Origin of the sequence: Vibrio toranzoniae (assembly GCF_024347655.1) — a bacterium.
GTDB classification, from domain to species: domain Bacteria; phylum Pseudomonadota; class Gammaproteobacteria; order Enterobacterales; family Vibrionaceae; genus Vibrio; species Vibrio toranzoniae.
Genome location: NZ_AP025514.1, coordinates 2,962,222 through 2,986,312 on the forward strand (window position 1 = coordinate 2,962,222; position 24,091 = coordinate 2,986,312).

Genomic DNA, 24,091 nt, shown 5'->3' on the forward strand with positions numbered 1-24,091 from the left:
AGAAAAAGACAGCGAAAGTGTACTTGATAAACCTAGGATGGAAAAGGTAGGCCGATGAACAATTTTACGAATAAGCTCTATATTCTTACAGAGCATGACAATACCTATACGCAACTGATTCAAAACCAAGAGTTACCAGACCTCGAAATCACTCAAACCCCCGAATCAGCACAGATTATCTTAGCGTCACCTCCCCTGCTCGCTGAGCGTCTCGACGAGTTTAAAGCACTAGATTGGGTACAAAGTACCTATGCAGGCATCAATAAACTCACTCAGCCGGATCTACGTCAAGATTACACTCTGACCAATGTCAGAGGCATCTTCGGCCCCGCTATCGCAGAATACGTCTTAGGCTACACAATCAGCCATTTTAGACACTTTCCTCATTACCACCAGCAGCAACAGCAGCGAAACTGGCAGCCTCAGCTTTATTCTAGCCTAACAAGCAAAACCATGGTGATTTTAGGAACAGGCTCAATTGGCAGTCATTTGGCCAAAGCCGCTTCAGCGCTTGGCATCCATACCATTGGCGTCAATCGTACTGGTATCCCATCCCAACAAGAGACCTTTAAAGATACATTTCACATCAATGAGATGGAAGCCGCCCTTAAACAAGCAGATATTGTGGTCAATACTCTACCATCAACGGCCGAAACCTATCAGTTGCTCAATCAAACCACATTAAGTTACTGCTCAAATGTACTGCTGTTTAATGTCGGCAGAGGAGAAAGCCTCGATAATAAAGCTTTGCTGCTAGCAATTAAGAACCGATGGGTAGAACACGCTTTCTTAGATGTGTTTGAAAGCGAGCCCCTTTCGCAAGATCACCCTTTCTGGAAACTGCCTCAAGTGACGATTACGCCACACATTGCGGCACTCAGTGAGCCAAGACAAGTGGTGGAGATCTTCGCCGATAATTATCAGCAATGGCGAGATGGTTTTACACTGAACCATGTTATTGATTTTGATAAAGGCTACTGATGTCCTCACCGTTACTCACTCAAGTACGACAATGCAAAGCGTGTGAGCCTCACCTCTCACACGGTGCCAACCCTGTCATTCAAGCACATCCAAACGCGCGCTTGCTGATCATAGGTCAAGCGCCAGGTATCAAGGTGCATGAGTCATCCATCCCTTGGAACGATGCCAGTGGTGAAAGACTAAGAGAATGGCTAGGGATAGACAGCGATACCTTTTATGACGAGCAAAAAGTCGCGATTGTACCGATGGGGCTTTGTTACCCGGGCAAAGGAAAAAGTGGCGACCTCCCTCCAAGACCAGAGTGTGCTGAGTTGTGGCATCAGAAAGTACTGCAATCACTACCCAATATCCAAATGACACTATTGATTGGTCAGTATGCGCAAAACTATTATTTGAAGGAAAGGACAACCAAAACACTGACTGAGACAGTCAAGAACTGGCAGGCTTGGGCACCGGAGTTTTTACCACTTCCCCACCCTTCACCACGCAATAATATCTGGCTCAAGAAGAACCCTTGGTTTGAGAGTGACGTCATTCCTTATATCCGAATGCACATCTCAGAGCATTTGGCCTACCATGATCCAAATGCTTAATTAACTGCACACGGCGAAGTTCAACAAGTATTAAAGCCGAGCTTTAGGCAATAAAAAGCGCTGCAGGTTGCCCAGCAGCGCTTTCAATCACCTTACACAGAATTACTTGTGGTAAGGCTTAGACAGTTCGTGAACAGCGTCAACGAACACACCAGCGTTTTCTGGCGGCACATCTAAGTGAATACCATGGCCTAGGTTAAATACATGACCTGTACCACCGTCGCCAAAGCCTTCAAGGATGCTACCTACTTCTTCACGAATACGCTCTGGTTGAGCGTAAAGCATTGAAGGATCCATGTTGCCTTGTAGAGCAACTTTATCGCCAATACGTGCTTTTGCATCAGCGATATTGATTGTCCAGTCTAGACCTACAGCATCACAGCCAGTAGCTGCGATAGACTCTAGCCACATACCACCGTTCTTAGTAAACAGAGTCACTGGAACACGACGACCTTCGTTTTCACGGATTAAGCCATCAACGATTTTGTGCATGTACTGCAGTGAGAACAGGTTGTAATCACGAGGAGTCAATACACCACCCCATGTATCAAATACCATTACCGATTGAGCACCCGCTTTAATTTGTGCGTTTAGGTATTCAATCACACTGTCAGCCAGCTTATCTAGAAGCAGGTGCAGTGTTTGTGGTTCGGCATACATCATCTTCTTGATCTTAGTGAACGCTTTAGAGCTTCCACCTTCAACCATGTATGTCGCTAGTGTCCATGGGCTGCCAGAGAAACCGATCAGTGGCACTTCGCCTTTCAAATCTTTACGGATCTGACGAACGGCATTCATTACGTACTGAAGCTCACCTTCTGGATCAGGTAGGCCAATCTTTTCTACGTCAGCTTTACACGTAATAGGACGCTCAAACTTAGGACCTTCACCTGTTTCAAAGTACAAACCTAATCCCATTGCATCAGGGATAGTTAGGATGTCTGAGAACAAGATTGCCGCATCAAGCGGGAAACGACGCAAAGGTTGAAGGGTAACTTCTGATGCGAGCTCTGCGTTTTTACACAAAGACATGAAGTCGCCTGCTTCTGCACGCGTTGCTTTGTACTCTGGAAGGTAGCGGCCAGCTTGGCGCATCATCCATACTGGTGTGTAATCAACAGGCTGTTTTAAAAGTGCGCGTAAATAGCGATCGTTTTTTAATTCGGTCATTCCGTTAAATTCCAATTCAATCTTGTCTAGTTTTGATGGCCAGTATTCTAACACTGATTGAAGGGTAAAAGCTGTGTGCTTTGCAACCTAGATCAAGTTATTAACTTTTAAATCAATGCTTAATTTGCACCCAATTAAAGGACCATGTTAAAAATTTGTTTGCTAGCGAAAATTACAATTATAATATCTGAGTAGCTACTACTCAGCATCTCATAACGACATCTTACTTACCCCCTCCACTTGTGGAGGGTTTTTTTTAGCTTTTAGCCACCTATAGGCCTAATACTTTCACAGGCTTTTTAGTGCTCGAGCACCTGCTCAATCACCTCGCTTTTCATCACGCCATCGACTGTTTTTTCAATCAATTCTCTCGCAATCGTTCCTACTGGAGCCACATCAGGCAGGCTTGTTACATCAAACCATTGAGCATCTGAGAGCTCGCTGTAGTCAGGCTTAAGCGTACCACCAGCGTAATCAGCGAGAAAGCCCATCATCATACTCGATGGAAACGCCCATGGCTGGCTGCCAAAGTAACGAATATTACTGATATCGATCCCTGTCTCTTCTTTGACTTCTCTTGCCACGCACTGCTCTAAGGTTTCTCCAACCTCTAGGAAGCCCGCTATCACAGTATACATCCCTGTTTTATGTCTAGGATGCTGCGCCAGCAGTATCTTGTTGTCGTTTCGCACAGCGACAATGATGCACGGGAAGATACGAGGATAATGAAGCGCCCGACAATCACCGCACTGCATCGCTACCTGATTGTGATTAAGGTGATTACGACCGCCGCACTGTGGACAAAAACGCATACTCTGGGTCATGTGCCCATACTGGATGGCTTTGCTTGCCATGAGGAAACTAGATTCAGGCCAGTGAAGTAACTCTCTTAGGCTTACCATGACCAGTTCGCTCTCGACATCGCAGTCATTGAGCCAATAGACCTTATGCCCTTGGTGATGACCAATACAGATAGCGTACTCAGCATTCAGTCCTAATTCGTCAGCAGAACCGTAAGGAAACTGATCATTATTAACCCAAATATCACTAGCTGAAACGACGCACCAATAAGCTGACTCTGTCATTTTGTTATCACTTTTTAACATCCCTATCCCTCATTGCTTGCAGTTCGTTCATTTTACTGGCAATCTGATTTCATACTAGAGTGGTAGCAAATAATAATTCAAGCTATTACTTTAAGTAGATACCAATAAATGGACCCTGCTTAGGCAATTACTTGATCACAAGGTTGTGATCAGATCATGAGGACATGGTCATGCTAAATAAATTTAAAAAAGTACAAGAACAATGGGGTGGCTCTAATGAGGTCATCGATCATTGGCTCGACACTCGACAGTCTCTAATCGTTGAGTATTGTAAGCTTGCCGCTCTACAACCTTCATCATCAAAAACAACTGCTGTAACAGAATTACCCTCTCCTGAAGAGCTTCAAAAATTCAGCCAACACCTAGTTGATTACATTTCCGAAGGTCATTTCAAAATTTATGACATGGTGATGGACAAGTGGCAGGCTACAGGCTTCAAAGCAACAGACGAGATTAACCAATCTTATGGTCATATCGTCCTTACCACAGATCCTCTACTCAACTTTACCGATAAGTACGCCGCCATTGATGCTGATGATGCATTAGAAAGTTTGGATAGTGATTTATCACTCATTGGTGAAACCCTTGAAGTGAGGTTTGAAGTTGAAGATCAACTGATACAGCAAATTGCTGAGAGTCTAGCGGTTCCGCCAGGAGCTTAATGTTATAACGCTTTATAAGCTTGCCTCTGTGCAAGCTTTTTGTTTTGCCTATAAGGCTAATCCAAACTATCCAATTCCACCAAAACCTATTCGTTCTTACTTTAACCTTTAGCGATAGTATAGGTTATAGGCCAAATCAGGCTCAACACCAATAGCCAACCTGCCGTTAGCTTGAAAGAACAGAGCTCAGTGCCTACTCATGTCCAAGTCCATCAACCAAATAAGCCAAGCCAGTTTATTGTTTTATTCCTATCGCTAAATACCAATGCGCCAGATACAAAAAAGGCACCCGAAGGTGCCTTTTTCTTATCTCTTAGAGACAACTCGTAGAGCTTACTCTTCTGAAGAGAAACCAGCATTTAGAAGTGCTGCTAGATTGTCAGTAGCTTGTTCAGCTGAAGGACCGTCTTGCTCTTCTTCACGCTTAGCTTGACGCTCTTGGTGGTATGCGAAACCAGTACCAGCTGGGATCAGACGACCAACAATTACGTTCTCTTTCAGACCGCGAAGGTCATCACGCTTACCAGAAACCGCAGCTTCTGTTAGTACGCGAGTCGTTTCTTGGAATGATGCCGCTGAGATAAATGACTCAGTTGCAAGAGATGCTTTAGTAATACCTAGTAGATCACGTTCGAAACGTACTAGTTCTTTACCTTCAGCTTCTAGCTTACGGTTAGCAATCTTAACATTGTGATACTCAACTTGTTCGCCAGGTAGGAACTGAGAGTCACCAGAATGAGTGATTGTACACTTACGTAGCATTTGACGAACGATAGTTTCAATGTGCTTATCGTTAATCTTAACGCCTTGTAAGCGGTAAACTTCTTGAACTTCGTTCGCGATGTACTGAGTCACAGCGTGGATACCACGTAGACGCAGAATATCGTGTGGAGTTTCAGGACCGTCGGCGATTACATCACCACGTTCAATCTTCTCACCTTCGAACACGTTCAATTGACGATGCTTAGGAATCATCTCTTCGTAAGCTTCACCGCCTTCACGAGTGATTACTAGACGACGTTTACCTTTCGTTTCTTTACCGAAAGACACAGTACCTGTGTGCTCAGCAAGAATCGCAGGCTCTTTAGGCTTACGAGCTTCGAATAGGTCTGCTACGCGTGGTAGACCACCGGTGATATCTTTGTTTCCGCTCGATTTTTGAGGGATACGAGATAGTGTGTCACCAATGCCAACTTCAGCGCCATCTTCAATGTTTACAATCGCTTTACCAGGCAAGAAGTAGTGAGCTGGCATATCAGTACCAGGGATCATTACATCGTTACCTTGCTCGTCAACAAGTTTGATTGCTGGACGCATATCTTTACCTGCTGCTGGACGAGCTGCTGTGTCTGTCACTTCACTTGAAGAAAGACCAGTCAGATCATCTGTTTGACGAGAAACGGTTACGCCATCGATCATATCAACGAACTGGATGCGACCTGCCACTTCAGTGATGATTGGCATGGTGTGGGCTTCCCAGTTAGCGACAACTTCGCCAGCTTCCACTGCGTCGTTATCTGCTTTGCTCAGAATCGAACCGTAAGGAAGTTTATGCTTCTCTTTAGTACGACCGAACTCATCAATAATCGTCATCTCAGATGCACGAGAAGTAATGACTAGCTTCTTATCTTTGTTGATTACGAACTTAGCGTTGTGAAGCTTCACAGTACCCGTAGTCTTAGCTTGGATGCTGTTCTCTGCTGCTGCAGTAGATGCTGCACCACCGATGTGGAACGTACGCATCGTTAGCTGTGTACCCGGCTCACCGATAGATTGTGCAGCGATAACACCAACTGCTTCACCTTGGTTCACTAGGTGACCACGTGCTAAGTCACGGCCGTAACACTGCGCACAACAACCGAAGTCTGCATCACAGGTAACAACAGAGCGCACTTTCATGCTATCTACTGAGTTGTCTTCCATGATTTGACACCACTTCTCATCAATCAGAGTATTACGTGGAATCAGTACATCTTCAGTACCAGGCTTAAGAACGTCTTCAGCAACTACACGACCTAGAGCAAGCTCAGAAAGTGCAACTTTAACGTCACCACCTTCGATGTGAGGCATCATGTCGATACCTTCTTGCGTACCACAGTCATGTTCGTGTACTACAACGTCTTGAGCAACGTCTACTAGACGACGAGTTAGGTAGCCCGAGTTTGCTGTTTTCAGTGCTGTATCCGCAAGACCCTTACGAGCACCGTGCGTTGAGATAAAGTACTGAAGGACGTTTAGACCTTCTTTAAAGTTCGCAGTGATCGGCGTTTCGATGATTGAACCATCTGGACGCGCCATCAGACCACGCATACCCGCTAGCTGACGAATCTGAGCTGCAGAACCACGTGCGCCCGAGTCGGCCATCATGTAGATGCTGTTGAACGATTCTTGCTGTTCTTCTTCACCGTCACGGTTGATAACGGTTTCAGAAGATAGGTTATCCATCATTGCTTTCGCAACGCGGTCATTCGTAGATGCCCAGATATCGATAACTTTGTTGTAACGTTCACCCGCAGTAACAAGACCAGATTGGAATTGCTCTTGGATTTCACGAACTTCTTCTTCAGCAGATTCAATTTCGTCGTATTTCGCTTGAGGTACAACCATATCGTCGATACCTACAGAAACACCAGAAAGTGCCGCGTATGCAAAACCTGCGTACATGATTTGGTCAGCGAATACGACTGTGTCTTTAAGACCAAGCTTACGGTACGCTTCGTTAAGAAGGGTAGAAATTTGCTTCTTACCTAACTTTTGGTTAACGATGCTGTACGGTAGGCCAGCTGGAACGATTTGCCATAGCATTGCACGGCCGACAGTTGTATCAACCATCTTCGTTTCAGTAGTGCTGTTACCATCTTCGTCTACTACGGTCTCAGTGATACGAACTTTAACGCGAGCGTGTAGCTCTGCACTCTTAGTACGGTATGCCTTCTCAGCCTCTTCAGGGCCAGCAAGGTACATACCTTCGCCTTTCACATTGATCTTTTCACGAGTCATGTAGTAAAGACCCAATACAACGTCCTGAGAAGGTACGATGATCGGATCACCTGACGCTGGCGACAGAATGTTATTCGTCGACATCATCAGTGTACGTGCTTCAAGCTGTGCTTCTAAAGTTAGAGGCACGTGTACCGCCATTTGGTCACCATCGAAGTCGGCGTTGTATGCCGCACACACAAGTGGGTGAAGCTGAATCGCTTTACCTTCGATTAGTACTGGTTCAAACGCTTGGATACCTAGACGGTGAAGTGTAGGTGCACGGTTAAGCAGTACTGGGTGTTCGCGGATTACTTCGTCTAGGATATCCCAAACGATAGCCTCTTCGCGCTCTACCATCTTCTTAGCAGCTTTGATTGTCGTAGCCATGCCACGAGTTTCTAGCTTGCTATAGATGAACGGCTTAAATAGCTCAAGTGCCATCTTCTTAGGAAGACCACACTGATGTAGACGAAGGTATGGACCTACTGTGATTACAGAACGGCCAGAGTAGTCTACACGTTTACCTAGAAGGTTCTGACGGAAACGACCTTGTTTACCCTTGATCATATCAGCAAGAGATTTCAGAGGACGCTTGTTAGAACCAGTGATAGCTCGACCACGACGACCGTTATCTAGAAGTGCATCAACAGACTCTTGCAGCATACGCTTTTCGTTACGTACGATGATGTCCGGAGCAGCGAGCTCTAGAAGACGCTTCAAACGGTTGTTACGGTTGATCACACGACGGTAAAGGTCGTTCAGATCTGAAGTCGCAAAACGACCGCCATCTAGTGGTACTAGAGGACGAAGATCTGGCGGTAGAACCGGAAGTACAGTCAGAATCATCCATTGCGGATCGTTACCCGATGCAATGAACGCTTCCACTAGCTTCAGGCGCTTAGTAACTTTTTTACGCTTAGTTTCTGAGTTAGTCGTTTCTAACTCTTCGCGCATTTCTTCCACTTCTTGATGAAGGTCCATTGTTGAAAGCAGATCTTTGATCGCTTCAGCACCCATCTTAGCAGTGAATTCGTCACCCCACTCTTCTAGACGATCCAGATACTCTTCTTCAGTAAGCATCTGAGATTTTTCTAGATCCGTCATACCTGGTTCAGTAACTACGTACATCTCGAAGTAAAGAACACGTTCGATATCACGTAGAGGGATATCCATTAGTAGACCGATACGAGACGGCAGTGATTTTAGGAACCAGATGTGAGCAACTGGTGAAGCTAGTTCGATGTGGCCCATACGGTCACGACGAACTTTAGTTTGTGTAACTTCAACGCCACACTTCTCACAGATAACACCACGGTGCTTCAGGCGCTTGTATTTGCCACAAAGACATTCGTAGTCTTTAACTGGACCAAAAATACGTGCACAGAACAGACCATCACGTTCAGGTTTGAACGTACGATAGTTAATTGTTTCCGGCTTTTTAACTTCACCAAAAGACCATGAACGGATCATGTCTGGTGAAGATAGACCGATTTTGATTGCATCAAATTCTTCGGTCTTATGCTGTGCTTTTAGAAAGTTTAATAAGTCTTTCACATTCAGCTCCTGTAAGGAGTTAAAGGAGCTCACTGCTGTAGCAAGCTCCCTTTTACCAAATAATCCTATCTTCTTTTAAAAAGAGGAGGGATTACTCTTCGTCTTCTAGCTCGATGTTGATACCTAGCGAGCGAATCTCTTTCAACAGTACGTTGAACGACTCAGGCATACCAGGTTCCATGCTATGGTTACCGTCTACGATGTTCTTATACATCTTAGTACGGCCGTTAACGTCATCTGACTTAACTGTTAGCATTTCTTGTAGAGTATATGCAGCACCGTATGCTTCTAGTGCCCATACTTCCATCTCACCGAAACGCTGACCACCGAACTGAGCTTTACCACCAAGTGGTTGCTGAGTTACTAGGCTGTAAGAACCCGTCGAACGAGCATGCATCTTGTCATCAACCAAGTGGTTTAGTTTTAGCATATACATGTAACCAACAGTTACAGGACGCTCAAACGAATCACCAGTACGACCATCAAACAGTTTAAGCTGACCAGATTCTGGCAGATCACCCAGTTTAAGTAGTTCTTTGATTAGAGGCTCAGAAGCACCGTCGAACACAGGAGTAGCAATCGGTAGACCGCCACGTAGGTTCTTAATCAGTGTACGAACTTGATCATCAGACAGTTCTGCAATATCAACTTTCTGACGAGTATCACCAAGATCATAAACCTTCTGTAGGAACTCACGGAACTTATGCAGTTCTTGTTGTTCCTTAACCATTTGGTTGATCTTGTCACCGATACCTTTCGCAGCCAAACCTAAGTGTACTTCTAAGATCTGACCGATGTTCATACGCGATGGTACACCCAGTGGGTTAAGTACGATGTCTACAGGCTGACCTTTTTCATCGTATGGCATGTCTTCAACAGGGTTAATCTTAGAGATTACACCTTTGTTACCGTGACGACCGGCCATCTTATCACCAGGCTGGATACGACGTTTAACCGCTAGGTAAACTTTAACAATCTTAAGAACGCCAGGCGCTAGATCATCACCTTGAGTGATTTTACGACGCTTAGTTTCAAACTTCTTATCGAAGTCTGCTTTTAGCTCATCCCACTGCTCAGCAAGTTGCTCAAGCTGTGTTTGTAGCGCGTCGTCTTCTAGAACTTGCTCTAGCCATTGCTTACGACCGATAGTATCAAGCTTAGCTTCAGAGTAACCACCAGACAGAAGTACAGCTTTAACACGGTTAAGAAGGCCACCCTCAAGAATTTGGAACTCTTCAGTTAGGTCTTTCTTAGCTTCTTTAAGCTGCATCTGTTCGATTTCGAGTGCACGCTTGTCTTTCTCTACGCCATCGCGAGTGAAGACTTGTACATCGATGATAGTACCCGAAACAGAGTTTGGTACACGTAGAGAAGTATCTTTAACATCAGATGCTTTCTCACCGAAGATAGCACGTAGTAGCTTCTCTTCAGGAGTCAGTTGAGTTTCACCTTTAGGGGTTACTTTACCAACTAGGATGTCGCCACCCTTAACTTCAGCACCAATGTAAACGATACCTGACTCGTCTAGTTTAGACAGAGCAGACTCACCTACGTTTGGAATATCAGCTGTGATCTCTTCAGAACCCAGCTTAGTATCACGAGCCACACAAGATAGTTCTTGGATGTGGATAGTCGTGAAACGGTCTTCTTGAACTACGCGCTCAGATACTAAGATCGAGTCTTCGAAGTTGTAACCGTTCCAAGGCATAAACGCGATACGCATGTTTTGGCCAAGAGCGAGTTCACCAAGGTCTGTTGAAGGACCGTCAGCAAGAACGTCGCCGCGTGCAACTGGTTCGCCAGGAAGTACAGTTGGACGTTGGTTGATACATGTGTTTTGGTTCGAACGCGTGTACTTAGTCAGGTTGTAGATATCGATACCAGCTTCGCCAGGTACCAATTCATCTTCGTTAACCTTAACTACGATACGAGAAGCGTCTACAGACTGAACTTGACCACCACGTTTAGCAACCGCTGTAACACCAGAGTCAACGGCGATATTACGTTCAATACCAGTACCGACTAGAGGCTTATCAGCCTTAAGTGTTGGTACAGCTTGACGTTGCATGTTCGCACCCATCAATGCACGGTTCGCATCATCGTGTTCTAGGAACGGGATAAGCGAAGCTGCGATAGATACAACTTGGTTTGTCGCAACGTCCATGTAGTCAACGTGATCACGAGGGTGAAGACCAGATTCACCTTTTTGACGAGCTGTGATTAGCTCATCGGCAAACGTACCTTCTTCTGTAAGAACAGTGTTTGCCTGCGCGATGACGAATTGACCTTCCTGGATTGCAGACAGGTAATCAACTTCTTCTGTTACTACACCATCCACTACACGACGGTACGGAGTTTCTAGGAAACCGTAATCGTTACAACGTGCAAACGCAGATAGCGAGTTAATTAGACCGATGTTTGGACCTTCAGGCGTTTCGATCGGACATAGACGACCGTAGTGAGTTACGTGAACGTCACGTACTTCGAAGCCTGCGCGCTCACGAGTAAGACCACCAGGACCTAAAGCAGAGATACGACGCTTGTGCGTAACTTCTGACAATGGGTTGTTTTGGTCCATGAACTGTGAAAGCTGTGAAGAGCCAAAGAATTCTTTCACTGCAGCAGAGATCGGCTTAGCGTTGATAAGATCTTGAGGCATGATTGCATCGAGGTCACCAAGGCTTAGGCGCTCTTTAACGGCACGTTCTACACGAACTAGACCAACACGGAATTGGTTTTCTGCCATTTCACCTACAGAACGGATACGACGGTTGCCAAGGTGGTCGATGTCGTCCACTTCACCAATACCGTTACGGATACCAATCAGTTTCTTCATCACTTCGATGATGTCTGATTCATCCAGAGTACCGCGCTCTTCTTCTTCTTCACGCTCGATAGAGCTGTTGAACTTCATACGGCCTACAGTTGATAGGTCGTAACGATCTTCAGAGAAGAATAGGCTTTCGAACAATGATTCTGCAGCTTCTTTCGTTGGTGGCTCGCCAGGACGCATCATGCGGTAGATTTCTACCAATGCAGAGATGCGATCTACTGTGCTATCGGCACGTAGAGTGTCCGACATGAATGGACCGTGATCTAGGTCATTCGTGAACAGAGTTTGTAGAGCCTTGTGGCCTGCTTGAGACAGGTTAGCAAGTGCTTCTAGGCTAATCTCTTGGTTCGCGCCAACGATGATCTCGCCAGTTGCTTCATTGATGTAATCTTTAGATGCAACTTTACCAACGATGTACTCTACTGGTACTTCGATGTGCTCAACGCCATCTTTTTCAAGTTGACGGATATGGCGAGCAGTAACACGACGACCAGTCTCAACGTAAGTTTTGCCGTTTGCTTCGATGTCGAATGACGCAGTTTCACCACGTAGACGATCAGGAACCAACTCCATAAGAAGAGTTTGATCTTTCACTTCGAAGTTCACTTTGTCGAAGAACAGATCAAGGATCTCTTCCGTCGATTTACCAAGTGCACGAAGAATAATCGATGCTGGTAGTTTACGACGACGGTCGATACGTACGAATAAGTTATCCTTAGGATCGAACTCAAAGTCTAACCATGAGCCACGGTAAGGAATTACACGTGCGTTATAAAGAACTTTACCTGATGAGTGAGTCTTACCCTTATCACTGTCGAAGAACACGCCTGGGCTTCGGTGCAGCTGGGATACGATAACCCTCTCGGTACCATTAATTACGAAAGTACCATTGTCTGTCATAAGCGGAATTTCGCCCATGTAGACTTCTTGTTCTTTAATGTCTTTTACAGTACCTGCTGGTGCGTCTCGATCAAAGATAACTAAACGTAGTTTTACGCGTAGTGGCTTTGAGTAAGTAACACCGCGGATTTGACATTCTTTAACGTCAAAAACTGGCTCACCAAGACGGTAGCTAACGTATTGCAGCTCAGAATTGCCGTTGTAGCTCTGAATTGGAAATACAGAACGGAAAGCAGCTTCAAGACCGTATTGACCTTCAGGATCCTGTTCGATGAATTTGTCGAAAGAATCAAGCTGGATCGATAGTAGGTATGGAATGTCCAAAACTTGTGGACGAGTACCAAAATCCTTACGGATGCGCTTTTTCTCGGTATAAGAGTAAACCATGGGGTTCCTCAGCTCGCTGATAAGTGACCCAAACCACCCAAAACACTCTTCAGAGGGGGTGGTGACAAACAGCTGTTTACTGTAGTGAACAATCATTTCGAAAAAATGACTGTTTTTTTGCTCGGATTATGACGGTTAAACAGCGGAAATTTCGTCATAGCCCTACAGCGCAAAAAGGCCGGTGGTTAATTAACCACCAGCCATTAGCCTTTCGGCTATGAAATTAAGTAGTAATTACTTAACTTCAACAGAAGCGCCAGCTTCTTCTAGCTGTGCTTTAAGAGCTTCAGCTTCAGCTTTGTCAACGCCTTCTTTAAGCGCTGCAGGAGCTGAGTCTACAAGACCTTTAGCTTCTTTAAGACCTAGGCCAGTTGCGCCACGTACAGCTTTGATAACTTGTACTTTGTTAGCGCCAGCACCTGTTAGGATAACGTCGAATTCAGTTTGCTCAGCAGCAGCTTCGCCGCCAGCAGCGCCGCCAGCTACAACAGCAGCTGCTGCAGTAACGCCGAATTTCTCTTCCATAGCTTCGATAAGCTCAACAACTTGCATTACAGACATTTCTGCAACTGCGTCTAGGATTTGCTCGTTAGTAATAGACATAACAATTCTCTTTTAAGTCAACAATAAGTTTAAATAGCAACCAGTGAAAAGCAAGGCTTATGCCGCAGCTTCTTCTTTTTGGTCGCGAACAGCAGCGATAGTACGAACCAGCTTGCCAGCAGAAGCTTCTTTCATGCACATCATTAGGCGTGCAATTGCTTCGTCGTAAGTTGGTAGTGTCGCTAGTACTTCAGCATCAGTAACTGCGCCTTCAAATGCAGCAGCTTTGATCTCGAAATCTTTATTCTCTTTAGCGAAGTCTTTGAAAAGACGCGCTGCAGCACCTGGGTGCTCATTAGAGAATGCGATCAGAGTAGGACCAGTGAAAGTGTCTACTAGACACTCGTAGTCTGTACCCTGAACCGCACGGCGTGCTAGTGTGTTACGAACAACTTTCATGTAAACACCCGCTTCGCGAGCTTGTTTACGTAGAGAAGTCATTGCGCCAACTTCAACGCCACGAGAATCAGCTACAACTGCAGAAAGTGCACCACTGGCAGCTTCGTTGACTTCAGCAACAATTGCTTTTTTGTCTTGAAGATTTAAAGCCATTTGGATTAACCTCTGGTTGTGATTACAGCACCCAATACAAAATGTATTGAGCGTTTACGATGTTATTTAAAAATGAATAAATTCATTTCAAACCACAACATCGCCTACGTAGGTTTTATTAAGCCATCAACAATCTAATGAAAATCGATAGCGCCTACGGTCTTGGGATAGATAATTTCAAATTGCTTTAAAACCATCCAACCACAAATATTAGGCGCAGAAGTATACACTAAATCTGCGCCTAAGCAAATTAGTTTGCTTGAGTATCAAGACTAGCTTGATCAACAGCAACACCAGCACCCATCGTAGTCGAGATGCTTACTTTCTTCAGGTAAGAACCTTTAGCTGAAGAAGGCTTAGCTTTCTTAAGAGCAACTAGAAGTGCTTCTAGGTTCTCTTGAAGCTGGTTAGCTTCGAAAGATGCTTTACCGATAGTAGTGTGGATGATGCCGTTCTTGTCGTTACGGTAACGAACCTGACCAGCTTTAGCGTTCTTAACCGCTTCAGCAACGTTAGGAGTTACAGTACCAACTTTAGGGTTTGGCATAAGGCCGCGTGGACCTAGGATTGTACCTAGTTGACCAACAACGCGCATTGCATCTGGAGAAGCAACAACAACGTCGAAGTTCATTTCGCCTTTTTTCACTTGCTCAGCAAGATCTTCCATACCAACGATATCTGCGCCAGCAGCTTTAGCAGCTTCTGCGTTTGCACCTTGGGTGAAAACAGCAACGCGGATGTCACGGCCAGTACCGTGAGGTAGCACAGTTGCGCCACGAACGTTTTGGTCAGATTTACGAGCATCGATGCCTAGGTTAACAGCAACGTCTACAGACTCAACGAACTTAGCAGTTGCTAGTTCTTTAAGAAGAGCAACAGCTTCGTTGATCTCGTATTCTTTAGTTGAATCAACTTTGTCGCGGATTACGCGCATACGCTTAGTAAGTTTTGCCATGATCTTATCCCTCTACCACTAGGCCCATTGAACGAGCAGTACCAGCAATAGAACGCTTCATTGCTTCGATGTCAGCACCAGTCATATCAGCAGCTTTAGTTTCTGCGATTTCTTGGATTTGAGCGTCAGTTACAGTGCCCACTTTTTCAGTGTTTGGACGACCAGAACCAGACTTAACGCCAGCAGCTTTCTTAAGAAGAACAGCAGCAGGTGGAGTCTTAGTTACGAACGTGAAAGAACGGTCGTTGTAAACAGTAATAACTACTGGAGTAGGTAGACCTTTCTCAACAGATTCTGTTTTTGCGTTGAACGCTTTACAGAATTCCATGATGTTCACGCCGTGTTGACCTAGAGCAGGACCAACCGGTGGACTTGGGTTTGCCATACCAGCTGCAACTTGCAGTTTGATATAAGCTTCAACTTTCTTAGCCATGATATTTCCTAATATTTGGGTACATGCGCCAGCCGTCAAGCAAGCTCCCCATAATTTCAATTAACTCTTTTCCGCTTCCATAGAAGCAAAAAGGCGCGAAATTATAATCATAATTCGCGCCTTTAACAACCCTAAAAAGGTGATTTTTTATACTCTTTGATTTTGAACAGCTTATAAACTATTTATCCACAACTTGCTCAAAAGATAAGAGTATTAATCCAGTTTTTCGACTTGACCAAATTCAAGCTCAACCGGTGTTGCACGACCAAAGATCGATACAGATACCTTAATGCGGCTTTTCTCGTAATCTACTTCTTCAACAGTACCGTTAAAATCAGCAAATGGACCATCGTTCACACGAACCACTTCACCCGCTTCGAACATTGTCTTAGGACGTGGAGACTCGCTCGCTTTCTCTAGACGGTTCAAAATAGCATCAGCTTCTTTATCAGTGATTGGTGCAGGACGATCAGAGGTACCACCAATGAAGCCCATAACACGCGGAATGCTGCGTACTAAGTGCCATGATTCATCATTCATGATCATTTGAACTAAGACGTAGCCAGGGAAGAATTTACGTTCACTTTTACGGCGTTGACCTGCACGCATTTCTACTACTTCTTCAGTAGGTACTAGCACATCGCCGAATAGTTCTTCCATGTTGTGCATTTTAATATGCTCGCGCAGCGACTGTGCAACACGACCTTCAAAACCAGAAAAGGCTTGAACTACATACCAACGTTTTTTTGGAGCTTCACTCATGAATCAGAACCCTCTACACCCCAGTTGCTAGAGAAACTAGACGGACCATAATGCCGTCAATTCCCCAAAGCACTAGAGACATAACAATACATACAGCTAAAACGATCAATGCAGTTTGCATAGTTTCTTGGCGAGTAGGCCAAACAACTTTACGAATCTCCATACGAGATTCTTTTGCAAAATCGATCGCAGCTTTACCTTTAGTTGTTGTTGCTGCAACGCCTAGTGCGGCAGCAATCAGCACAACTACACCTGCAGCGCGAATCACAACAGACAATTCACCATACAGGTAATTACCCACAACAGCAGCAGCCAACAGAACAAAAGCGACAATCCACTTCATTGTATCTGCTGCACTTGAGCTATCAGGAGTTTCAGCGTTTGCTTTCATAAAACCAACCTGTGACAAGCCTTAAATATAGACGACAATAACCCCGCTGTTGCAGGGCACATTCCTTTGCGTTGCAAAACAACACATCTAACAGTCATTTTAGCCAAAAAGACCGTTTAATTCCTTGCTAAGAGTCGAAATTGATGTCAAATCGCTCAACTCTTTTTTCAGCGCAGAAAAAGGGCATCAAATGATGCCCTTTTTACTAGTGGTTCGTCAAATCTTATGCAAAGATTTTAGCTACAACACCAGCACCAACTGTACGGCCACCTTCGCGGATTGCGAAACGTAGGCCTTCGTCCATTGCGATTGGAGCGATTAGCTCAACAGTCATTTGAACGTTGTCACCTGGCATTACCATTTCTACGCCTTCTGGTAGAGTGATGTCGCCTGTTACGTCAGTTGTACGGAAGTAGAACTGTGGACGGTAACCTTTGAAGAAAGGAGTGTGACGGCCGCCTTCGTCTTTAGAAAGTACGTATACTTCAGACTCAAACTTAGTGTGTGGGTTGATTGAACCTTTCGCAGAAAGTACTTGACCACGTTCAACGTCATCACGCTTAGTACCACGTAGAAGTGCACCAACGTTCTCACCTGCACGACCTTCGTCAAGCAGTTTACGGAACATCTCAACACCAGTACAAGTAGTAAGAGTTGTCTCTTTGATACCAACGATTTCTACTTCGTCACCTACACGTAGGATACCGCGCTCGATACGACCAGTTACAACAGTACCACGACCTTGAATTGAGAATACGTCTTCAATTGGTAGTAGGAACGGTTGGTCTACTGCACGCTCTGGCTCTGGGATGTAAGAATCTAGTGCTTCTGCAAGCTCAACAATCTTGTCTTCCCACTGCTTCTCGCCGTTTAGTGCGCCAAGTGCAGAACCTTGGATAACTGGTAGGTCATCACCTGGGAAGTCGTATTCAGAAAGAAGTTCACGAACTTCCATCTCAACTAGCTCAAGTAGCTCTTCGTCATCAACCATGTCACATTTGTTCATGAATACGATGATGTAAGGGATACCAACTTGACGACCAAGTAGGATGTGCTCACGAGTTTGAGGCATAGGGCCGTCAGTCGCAGCAACAACTAGGATGCCGCCGTCCATTTGTGCAGCACCAGTGATCATGTTTTTAACATAATCCGCGTGTCCTGGACAGTCTACGTGTGCGTAGTGACGTGATGGAGTGTCGTACTCAACGTGAGAAGTAGCGATTGTGATACCGCGCTCACGCTCTTCTGGAGCGTTATCGATAGATGCGAAATCTTTAGCAACACCACCGTACACTTTTGAAAGTGTAGTACAGATAGCAGCAGTTAGAGTTGTTTTACCGTGGTCAACGTGGCCGATAGTACCAACGTTTACGTGCGGTTTCGTACGTTCAAATTTTTCTTTAGACATGGGGTGTCCCTCTAGGTACGGATTAGGTGGCTTACAATAAGACCACGCAACCAAAAAATGGTTTTCTTAATTAAAAGGAGAAGAAGCTTTAGACTGGTGCTAATACTCAGAGTCGAATTGGTGTCTTCACCCTTTACTAAGGGTGTAATCTACCGACTGAGCTTATATCAGCACACAAAATGAGTTGGAGCGTGCAGCGGGAATCGAACCCGCATCATCAGCTTGGAAGGCTGAGGTAATAGCCATTATACGATGCACGCAACACGTAACTCTGTTTGAGCTATTTAACCTTTAGAATATGGTGGAGGGGGACGGATTCGAACCATCGAAGGCAGTGCCGGCAGATTTACAGTCTGCTCCCTTTGGCCACTCGGGAACCCCTCCAAATTTTGAGCTTTTTCTCGCTTACCTTATTGGAAGGGAGAAAGTGGTGCCGACTACCGGAGTCGAACTGGTGACCTACTGATTACAAGTCAGTTGCTCTACCTACTGAGCTAAGTCGGCACAAGTGGGGCGCATTTTATTGAATGATTTTCCACCTTGCAATAGCAAATTGAAAAAAAATGAAAAAATCTCGTCTCAAATTCCTCTATACCGCTATTTCGCTCAAGGTTTCTGTCTTTAACTCGTATCTAACACAGGAAGATATTTTATTTATCTAGCGCTTGATGTATTTTCCATGCTCTTATTTTGTTATCCACTGTAGAGTTTTGTATGAGCCCATTTATGTCATTTGACCGCGAACGCTGGTCGGAGTTAAGGAATTCAGTTCCTATGACACTTTCTGAAAGCGACTTAAAAGAGCTTCAAGGCATCAATGAAAAGCTCACTATGGAAGAAGCTGTGGAGATCTATTTACCGCTATCTCGTCTATTGAACCTCTATGTGGCAGCCAGACAAAACAGAAATTCAATACTTCATCAATTTCTTGATAAGAAAGAAAAAGCGCCACCTTTCATCATCGGTATCGCAGGTAGTGTTGCGGTTGGCAAAAGTACAACGGCTCGATTGCTCAAGGCATTATTATCACGTTGGGAGAATCATCCAAAGGTCGAGCTTGTGACCACAGATGGTTTCTTGTATCCAAATGAAGTTTTGGAAGAAAAAGGCTTAATGAGCAAGAAAGGGTTTCCCGAATCCTACGACATCAAACGTTTAGTGAAGTTTGTCTCGGATGTAAAAGCATGCCAAAGGAATGTCACCGCACCAGTATACTCGCATCTTACTTATAACATCACAGATGAGGAAAAATGCGTTGACCTGCCAGATGTGCTTATTATTGAAGGGCTTAATGTCTTACAGACAGGCATGAACTACCCACACGAGCCGCATCGTGTCTTTATCTCCGATTTCCTCGACTTTTCACTCTACGTTGATGCTGATAGTCAACAAATTAAAGAGTGGTACATCAATCGTTTTTTCAAATTCCGCGATGGTGCATTTACTAAACCAGGTTCATATTTTAGTCATTACACTAAGCTATCAAACCAAGCGGCATTGGACAAAGCGGAAGGTATCTGGAGTTCAATCAATGGCTTGAACCTTGAACAAAATATCCTTCCGACAAGAGAAAGAGCGCACCTGATTCTGCGAAAAGGAGCAGATCATATGGTTGAAGAAGTGTTACTCAGAAAATAATGCGCCTTAATCGCCTTTTCGTAACGATATTTCGCCGCCAATATAACTCTCTATGCCATTATCGGTTTTAAGTAGTACAGCACCTTGTTCATCAATCCCCTGAACAATACCTTCAATTTCTCTAGGTCCAATAATGAGCTTTACATTGCGACCTAAGAAGTTATCCAAGCGATTCCAACGAGCGACAAAATTCGACATCCCTTTCAGCTCATAGTCGACGAGAGCTTTGTCCCAAGCATTAATCAGAGTCTGAGCCAAATGGTTGCGATCCGGCACTTTACCACCGCAAACTTCTTTGAGAGAGGTCCAAGGCTGGCCAATTCCGGAGGTTTTTGGATCCATTGATAGGTTTAACCCCAAGCCAATAACGATATGAGCAGCGCCACCGGACTGTCCTGATAATTCCACCAAGATACCCGCAAGTTTCTTATCATTATGATAAAGGTCATTTGGCCATTTCAGCTTAACACCCTCAACACCCATCACTTCTAAAGCTTCAACAACGGCAACACCAACAACAAGGCTTAACCCCATAGCTGCAGCCATACCAGCATCTAATCTCCAATACATGGATAGGTATAGATTCGCACCGAATGGGGACACCCACTCTCGCCCACGACGTCCACGACCTGCAGATTGATATTCTGCAACACAAACAGAGCCTGATTTAAGGGTATTCGTGCGTTCTAATAGATGCTGGTTTGTTGAACCAATAATAGAAATAAGCTCAAGAGAAGCATCGTGGCTTACTGCTGATAGTTTCTGTTGGTCAAGCATGTCTAATCGTTCAGCTAACTTGTAACCCTTACCTTGCACGCGATAAATATCCAAACCCCACTCTTGAATACCTTTAATATGCTTACTGATAGCCGCTCGTGATACGCCAATCATCTCACCGAGATCTTCTCCAGAGTGAAACTCACCATCGGCCAGGCATTTCAACAGTGCGAGCTTAGTCGTGTGCTCCTTCATGCCAACGCCTCCAAAGCTCTATCTAGGTTTGTCTCGCTGTCTCGTCCTATAAATCGCACTTCATGCTCCAATCGAATATCGAATTTTTTCAATACAGACCGGCGAATCCGCTCCGCAAGCTTAAGGATGTCCGCAGCAGAAGCCTCGTCATAATTGATGATCACCAATGCTTGATTTGGATGGACTTGAGCTCCTCCTTCAACCACACCTTTGAGCCGACATTGATCAATAAGCCACCCAGCGGCGACTTTGATCATATCGTTACTCTCATAGCCGACGATGTCTGGGTACAAAACCAACAAACGATCAAAGTGGTCTTTGGTGATCACGGGGTTTTTGAAAAAGCTACCGGCATTGCCTTGTACTGATGGATCGGGCAACTTGCTTGAACGAATGGCACATACTTTTTCAAATATCACGCTAGGAGAAAGTGTCTCCGCAGGCAAACTTTTAAGCGGACCGTAGTGATTACAGGGCTTCCACTCTTTCGGCAGTATTAAACCAATAGCGACAACAATCGCTTTTCCATAGAGAGCGTGTTTAAAAATAGAATCTCGATAACCAAAGAAGCACTCCTCTTTATTTAATCGCTTAACTGTATAAGTATCCAGACATAGAATATCGACGTATTCACAGATGTCTTGTAGTTCAACGCCATACGCGCCAATATTCTGAATCGGCGCTGAGCCTGAACAGCCCGGTATCATTGCTAGGTTTTCTAGACCACCCAGACCTTTATCAACACTCCACTTAACCAAGCTAGGCCAATCCTCACCGCCATTAACATGCAATAGATGATGAGTCGTTGTCTCGGCTAGCTTAATCCCAACTAGCTGATTCACAACAACCAGTCCAGCAAAGTGTTCGGTAAAAAGCATATTACTGCCCTTACCTAATATTAACTTAGGTATGGTTGACCACTTTGGGTCCTTGTAAATCGAAATCAGCTCTTCAATAGTGGTCACTTCGACCAACGCATCACACGTCTGGTCGATGGAAAAAGTATGAGCATTTTTTAAACTTGCATTGAGATGGAATTGCATGACGATATTCAATTAACTTACACTGTGATCATTCTACAGCAGATAAACCAGTGGCGCAGTGACAGAATGAGCAATGTCATCATTACCCAGTTAGATCCAGTAAAGGTTCCCCTAGTTAAACGTTTCTATAAAGAACATTATCCAATAGGGAAAGCCAACAAGAGTGAACTTATCTACTCGCTATCACTTGATAATGAGCTTTGTGGCGTCGTGCGTTTTAGGGTGATAGAAGATGCGCGCTTACTTACCGGCATGGCGATTTCAAAGCAACATCGTGGTAAGCATCTAGGCTCTAAGCTTATGGACTATTGTGCTAAACACACGTTGACCAACAACGATTACTGCTTTGCTTACGCTTATCTCATTAACTTCTACACCCGACATCAGTTCGTACCAATCCCCCCTAAAGAACTACCAAATGGTTTAAAGGTTTTATTCGAGCGCTATTCAAATAGCGGAAAAGATCTCATTCCTATGCATTATCAGCAAAATTGTTAGAGAATGACTCGATTATCTAGTATTTGATGCTATGCCTTTGGTAAAATTAAAGGTTCGCAATTTTGCATATTTATAAGGTAAAACAGTCAATATGATTGCCAGTAGGAATCCATTCATACAGTTGCCAACCATAGCGCAGAATCCTGACAAGTTTGAAGTACTACTATCAGCACAAGAGTTTCGAGTTCGTTTACTTAATGAGATCGCTCGCGCAACGACTCGTATTAGTTTAGTCGCTTTGTACCTTGAAGATGATGAGGCTGGCCGTGAGATCCTAACTGCCTTATATGAAGCAAAGCAAAAGAATCCAGAACTAGACGTGAGTGTATGTGTCGATTGGCACAGAGCGCAACGTGGATTGATTGGCGCAGAGTCCTCTGAAGGCAACGCGGCAATGTATAAAGAGTTTGCTGAAAAGTATCAGCACCCTGTACCTGTCTATGGTATCCCGGTTCGTGGCAAAGAAGTCTTTGGTGTGTTACATCTAAAAGGCTTTATCGTCGATGATAACGTGATATATAGCGGTGCCAGTCTTAATAATATCTATCTTAATTACCATGACCGTTATCGCTTTGACCGCTACCATGTTTTAAACAACGCAGCGCTTGCAGATTCAATGTTTGCGTATGTACACGATCAGATGGTCCCAGACAGTGCGGTTTACGACTTGGCTGATAAAAACAAGCCAATCACAAAAGAACTAAAACCAACAATTCGTCAGTTCCGCGCATCACTTGCGAGATCTAAGTATAAGTTCGATGGGCAAGATGTATCTCCAGAGCAAGTCGCCGTTACGCCATTAGTCGGAATAGGTAAAAGACGTAACCGTTTGAATCAAGGAATCAACCAACTCATTGCCCAAGCTAAAGATGAGATATTCATCTGCACCCCTTACTTTAATTTCCCTCCTAGCTTAGCTAAGGAAGTTAAGAAGGCGTTAAAACGCGGAGTCAAGGTTAGTATTGTTGTTGGTGATAAAACAGCGAACGATTTTTTTATTTCACCAGAAGAAGAGTTTAAAACGATCGGTGGATTACCATACCTTTATGAGTTGAACCTACGCCGTTTTGCCAAAGCAAATGAAGCGAATATCGCCAGTCGCAATCTATCGATCCGCCTTTGGAAACATGACTCCAATAGTTTTCATCTTAAAGGTATTTGGGTCGATAAACGCTATATGCTGCTAACAGGTAGTAACCTAAATCCTAGAGCATGGAAACTTGATCTAGAGAACGGTATATTTATCCAAGACAATTACCATCATCTAACCGATAAGTTCCAAGCTGAGGTTGATAATATCCTTCAACATACCCAGTTAATTTGCACTTATAAACAGTTAGACAAGATAGATAGCTACCCGGTGGAAGTGCAGAAACTACTTCGCAAGATAACTCGAGTGAAAGCCGACAGAGTACTCAAGCAAATACTTTAAGTTTCTTTCTAGCTATTATCTAGGTGCCCAGCCTCATCGCTGGGCATTTTATTCTAGGTAAGAAGCTTAAAATTAATATCAAATGGCGATACCTATTCTGAAATCATGTCCTCAAGAGCCTACTACCATCCACTCACAGCAATGGTATTTAGGTAACTCTTAACAAACCTCAGATTCGATAAGACTTTGATGTAATACCAATTCCGTTAATTTTGCGAGCTAATGTGATTTCTTAA

At 44.5% G+C, this 24,091-nt stretch carries 19 protein-coding genes and 3 tRNA genes; 6 read left to right on the forward strand and 16 right to left on the reverse strand.

The window, feature by feature from the left end:
• The first annotated feature begins 54 nt into the window (after positions 1-54).
• Both OCU50_RS13475 and OCU50_RS13480 read left to right on the forward strand, forming a co-directional pair.
• A complete protein-coding gene (locus OCU50_RS13475) occupies positions 55-981 on the forward strand; it encodes a D-2-hydroxyacid dehydrogenase (protein WP_060468796.1) in 927 nt (308 codons plus the stop codon).
• Entirely contained in the window at positions 981-1,574 is a 594-nt protein-coding gene (locus OCU50_RS13480; RefSeq protein ID WP_060468797.1) for a uracil-DNA glycosylase family protein, read from the forward strand. Before OCU50_RS13475 ends, OCU50_RS13480 begins: the two co-directional genes overlap by 1 nt.
• A 102-nt stretch (positions 1,575-1,676) precedes the next feature.
• On the opposite strand, the gene hemE is transcribed toward OCU50_RS13480, so the two are convergent.
• Together hemE and nudC are read right to left on the reverse strand one after the other, a co-directional pair.
• The gene (hemE, locus tag OCU50_RS13485) at positions 1,677-2,744 is read right to left on the reverse strand and encodes a uroporphyrinogen decarboxylase (protein WP_017060530.1); all 1,068 of its coding nucleotides are present in this window, start codon (positions 2,742-2,744) and stop codon (positions 1,677-1,679) included.
• A gap of 299 nt (positions 2,745-3,043) precedes the next feature.
• Positions 3,044-3,850 (reverse strand): NAD(+) diphosphatase, encoded by an 807-nt coding sequence (nudC, locus tag OCU50_RS13490; protein ID WP_060468798.1) that lies wholly within the window; start codon positions 3,848-3,850, stop codon positions 3,044-3,046.
• A 164-nt stretch (positions 3,851-4,014) separates the two neighbouring features.
• On the opposite strand from nudC, the gene OCU50_RS13495 reads away from it, so the two are divergent.
• Positions 4,015-4,512, forward strand: a complete 498-nt coding sequence (locus OCU50_RS13495) for an Rsd/AlgQ family anti-sigma factor (RefSeq protein ID WP_060468799.1) — start codon at positions 4,015-4,017, stop codon at positions 4,510-4,512.
• A 333-nt stretch (positions 4,513-4,845) separates the two neighbouring features.
• Here the strand turns inward: OCU50_RS13495 and rpoC are convergent, their stop codons facing one another.
• The 12 genes from rpoC to OCU50_RS13555 all read right to left on the reverse strand — a co-directional run bounded on the left by rpoC (position 4,846) and on the right by OCU50_RS13555 (position 18,776).
• On the reverse strand, positions 4,846-9,048 hold the full coding sequence (gene rpoC / locus OCU50_RS13500) for a DNA-directed RNA polymerase subunit beta' (RefSeq protein ID WP_046225005.1): 4,203 nt from the start codon (positions 9,046-9,048) through the stop codon (positions 4,846-4,848).
• A gap of 91 nt (positions 9,049-9,139) precedes the next feature.
• Positions 9,140-13,168, reverse strand: coding sequence for a DNA-directed RNA polymerase subunit beta (gene rpoB, locus OCU50_RS13505; RefSeq protein WP_060468800.1), 4,029 nt, complete (start codon positions 13,166-13,168; stop codon positions 9,140-9,142).
• A gap of 234 nt (positions 13,169-13,402) precedes the next feature.
• On the reverse strand, positions 13,403-13,771 hold the full coding sequence (gene rplL, locus OCU50_RS13510; RefSeq protein ID WP_017055916.1) for a 50S ribosomal protein L7/L12: 369 nt from the start codon (positions 13,769-13,771) through the stop codon (positions 13,403-13,405).
• Positions 13,772-13,828: 57 nt separating this feature from the next.
• Positions 13,829-14,323: a 50S ribosomal protein L10 gene (rplJ, locus tag OCU50_RS13515; RefSeq protein ID WP_010435550.1), complete on the reverse strand. Its 495-nt coding sequence runs from the start codon at positions 14,321-14,323 to the stop codon at positions 13,829-13,831.
• A 250-nt stretch (positions 14,324-14,573) separates the two neighbouring features.
• The gene (rplA, locus tag OCU50_RS13520) at positions 14,574-15,278 is read right to left on the reverse strand and encodes a 50S ribosomal protein L1 (RefSeq protein WP_017055917.1); all 705 of its coding nucleotides are present in this window, start codon (positions 15,276-15,278) and stop codon (positions 14,574-14,576) included.
• A 4-nt stretch (positions 15,279-15,282) separates the two neighbouring features.
• Positions 15,283-15,711 carry a 50S ribosomal protein L11 gene (gene rplK, locus OCU50_RS13525; RefSeq protein WP_026084318.1) on the reverse strand — a complete coding sequence of 143 codons (429 nt, stop codon included), beginning with the start codon at positions 15,709-15,711 and terminating at the stop codon, positions 15,283-15,285.
• 213 nt (positions 15,712-15,924) lie between these two features.
• Positions 15,925-16,473: a transcription termination/antitermination protein NusG gene (nusG, locus tag OCU50_RS13530; RefSeq protein ID WP_010435556.1), complete on the reverse strand. Its 549-nt coding sequence runs from the start codon at positions 16,471-16,473 to the stop codon at positions 15,925-15,927.
• Positions 16,474-16,486: 13 nt separating this feature from the next.
• Positions 16,487-16,864 (reverse strand): preprotein translocase subunit SecE, encoded by a 378-nt coding sequence (gene secE, locus OCU50_RS13535; RefSeq protein WP_017055920.1) that lies wholly within the window; start codon positions 16,862-16,864, stop codon positions 16,487-16,489.
• Positions 16,865-17,087: 223 nt separating this feature from the next.
• A complete protein-coding gene (gene tuf / locus OCU50_RS13540) occupies positions 17,088-18,272 on the reverse strand; it encodes an elongation factor Tu (RefSeq protein WP_060468717.1) in 1,185 nt (394 codons plus the stop codon).
• A gap of 185 nt (positions 18,273-18,457) precedes the next feature.
• Positions 18,458-18,532: transfer RNA gene (locus OCU50_RS13545), tRNA-Gly, on the reverse strand.
• Positions 18,533-18,571: 39 nt separating this feature from the next.
• A tRNA-Tyr gene (locus OCU50_RS13550) sits at positions 18,572-18,656 on the reverse strand.
• 44 nt (positions 18,657-18,700) lie between these two features.
• A tRNA-Thr gene (locus OCU50_RS13555) sits at positions 18,701-18,776 on the reverse strand.
• Between the two features lie 210 nt (positions 18,777-18,986).
• Here OCU50_RS13555 and coaA point away from each other — a divergent pair.
• Positions 18,987-19,910 carry a type I pantothenate kinase gene (gene coaA / locus OCU50_RS13560; RefSeq protein WP_060468801.1) on the forward strand — a complete coding sequence of 308 codons (924 nt, stop codon included), beginning with the start codon at positions 18,987-18,989 and terminating at the stop codon, positions 19,908-19,910.
• A 6-nt stretch (positions 19,911-19,916) separates the two neighbouring features.
• Here the strand turns inward: coaA and birA are convergent, their stop codons facing one another.
• Together birA and murB are read right to left on the reverse strand one after the other, a co-directional pair.
• The gene (gene birA / locus OCU50_RS13565) at positions 19,917-20,882 is read right to left on the reverse strand and encodes a bifunctional biotin--[acetyl-CoA-carboxylase] ligase/biotin operon repressor BirA (protein ID WP_060468802.1); all 966 of its coding nucleotides are present in this window, start codon (positions 20,880-20,882) and stop codon (positions 19,917-19,919) included.
• The gene (gene murB / locus OCU50_RS13570) at positions 20,879-21,925 is read right to left on the reverse strand and encodes a UDP-N-acetylmuramate dehydrogenase (RefSeq protein WP_060468803.1); all 1,047 of its coding nucleotides are present in this window, start codon (positions 21,923-21,925) and stop codon (positions 20,879-20,881) included. The genes birA and murB overlap by 4 nt, the downstream gene beginning before the upstream one ends.
• 66 nt (positions 21,926-21,991) lie before the next feature.
• Between murB and OCU50_RS13575 the strand changes: the two genes are divergently transcribed.
• Together OCU50_RS13575 and pssA are read left to right on the forward strand one after the other, a co-directional pair.
• Positions 21,992-22,423: a GNAT family N-acetyltransferase gene (locus OCU50_RS13575; protein WP_060468813.1), complete on the forward strand. Its 432-nt coding sequence runs from the start codon at positions 21,992-21,994 to the stop codon at positions 22,421-22,423.
• A gap of 91 nt (positions 22,424-22,514) precedes the next feature.
• Positions 22,515-23,855, forward strand: coding sequence for a CDP-diacylglycerol--serine O-phosphatidyltransferase (gene pssA, locus OCU50_RS13580; RefSeq protein WP_060468804.1), 1,341 nt, complete (start codon positions 22,515-22,517; stop codon positions 23,853-23,855).
• Positions 23,856-24,091: the final 236 nt, after the last annotated feature.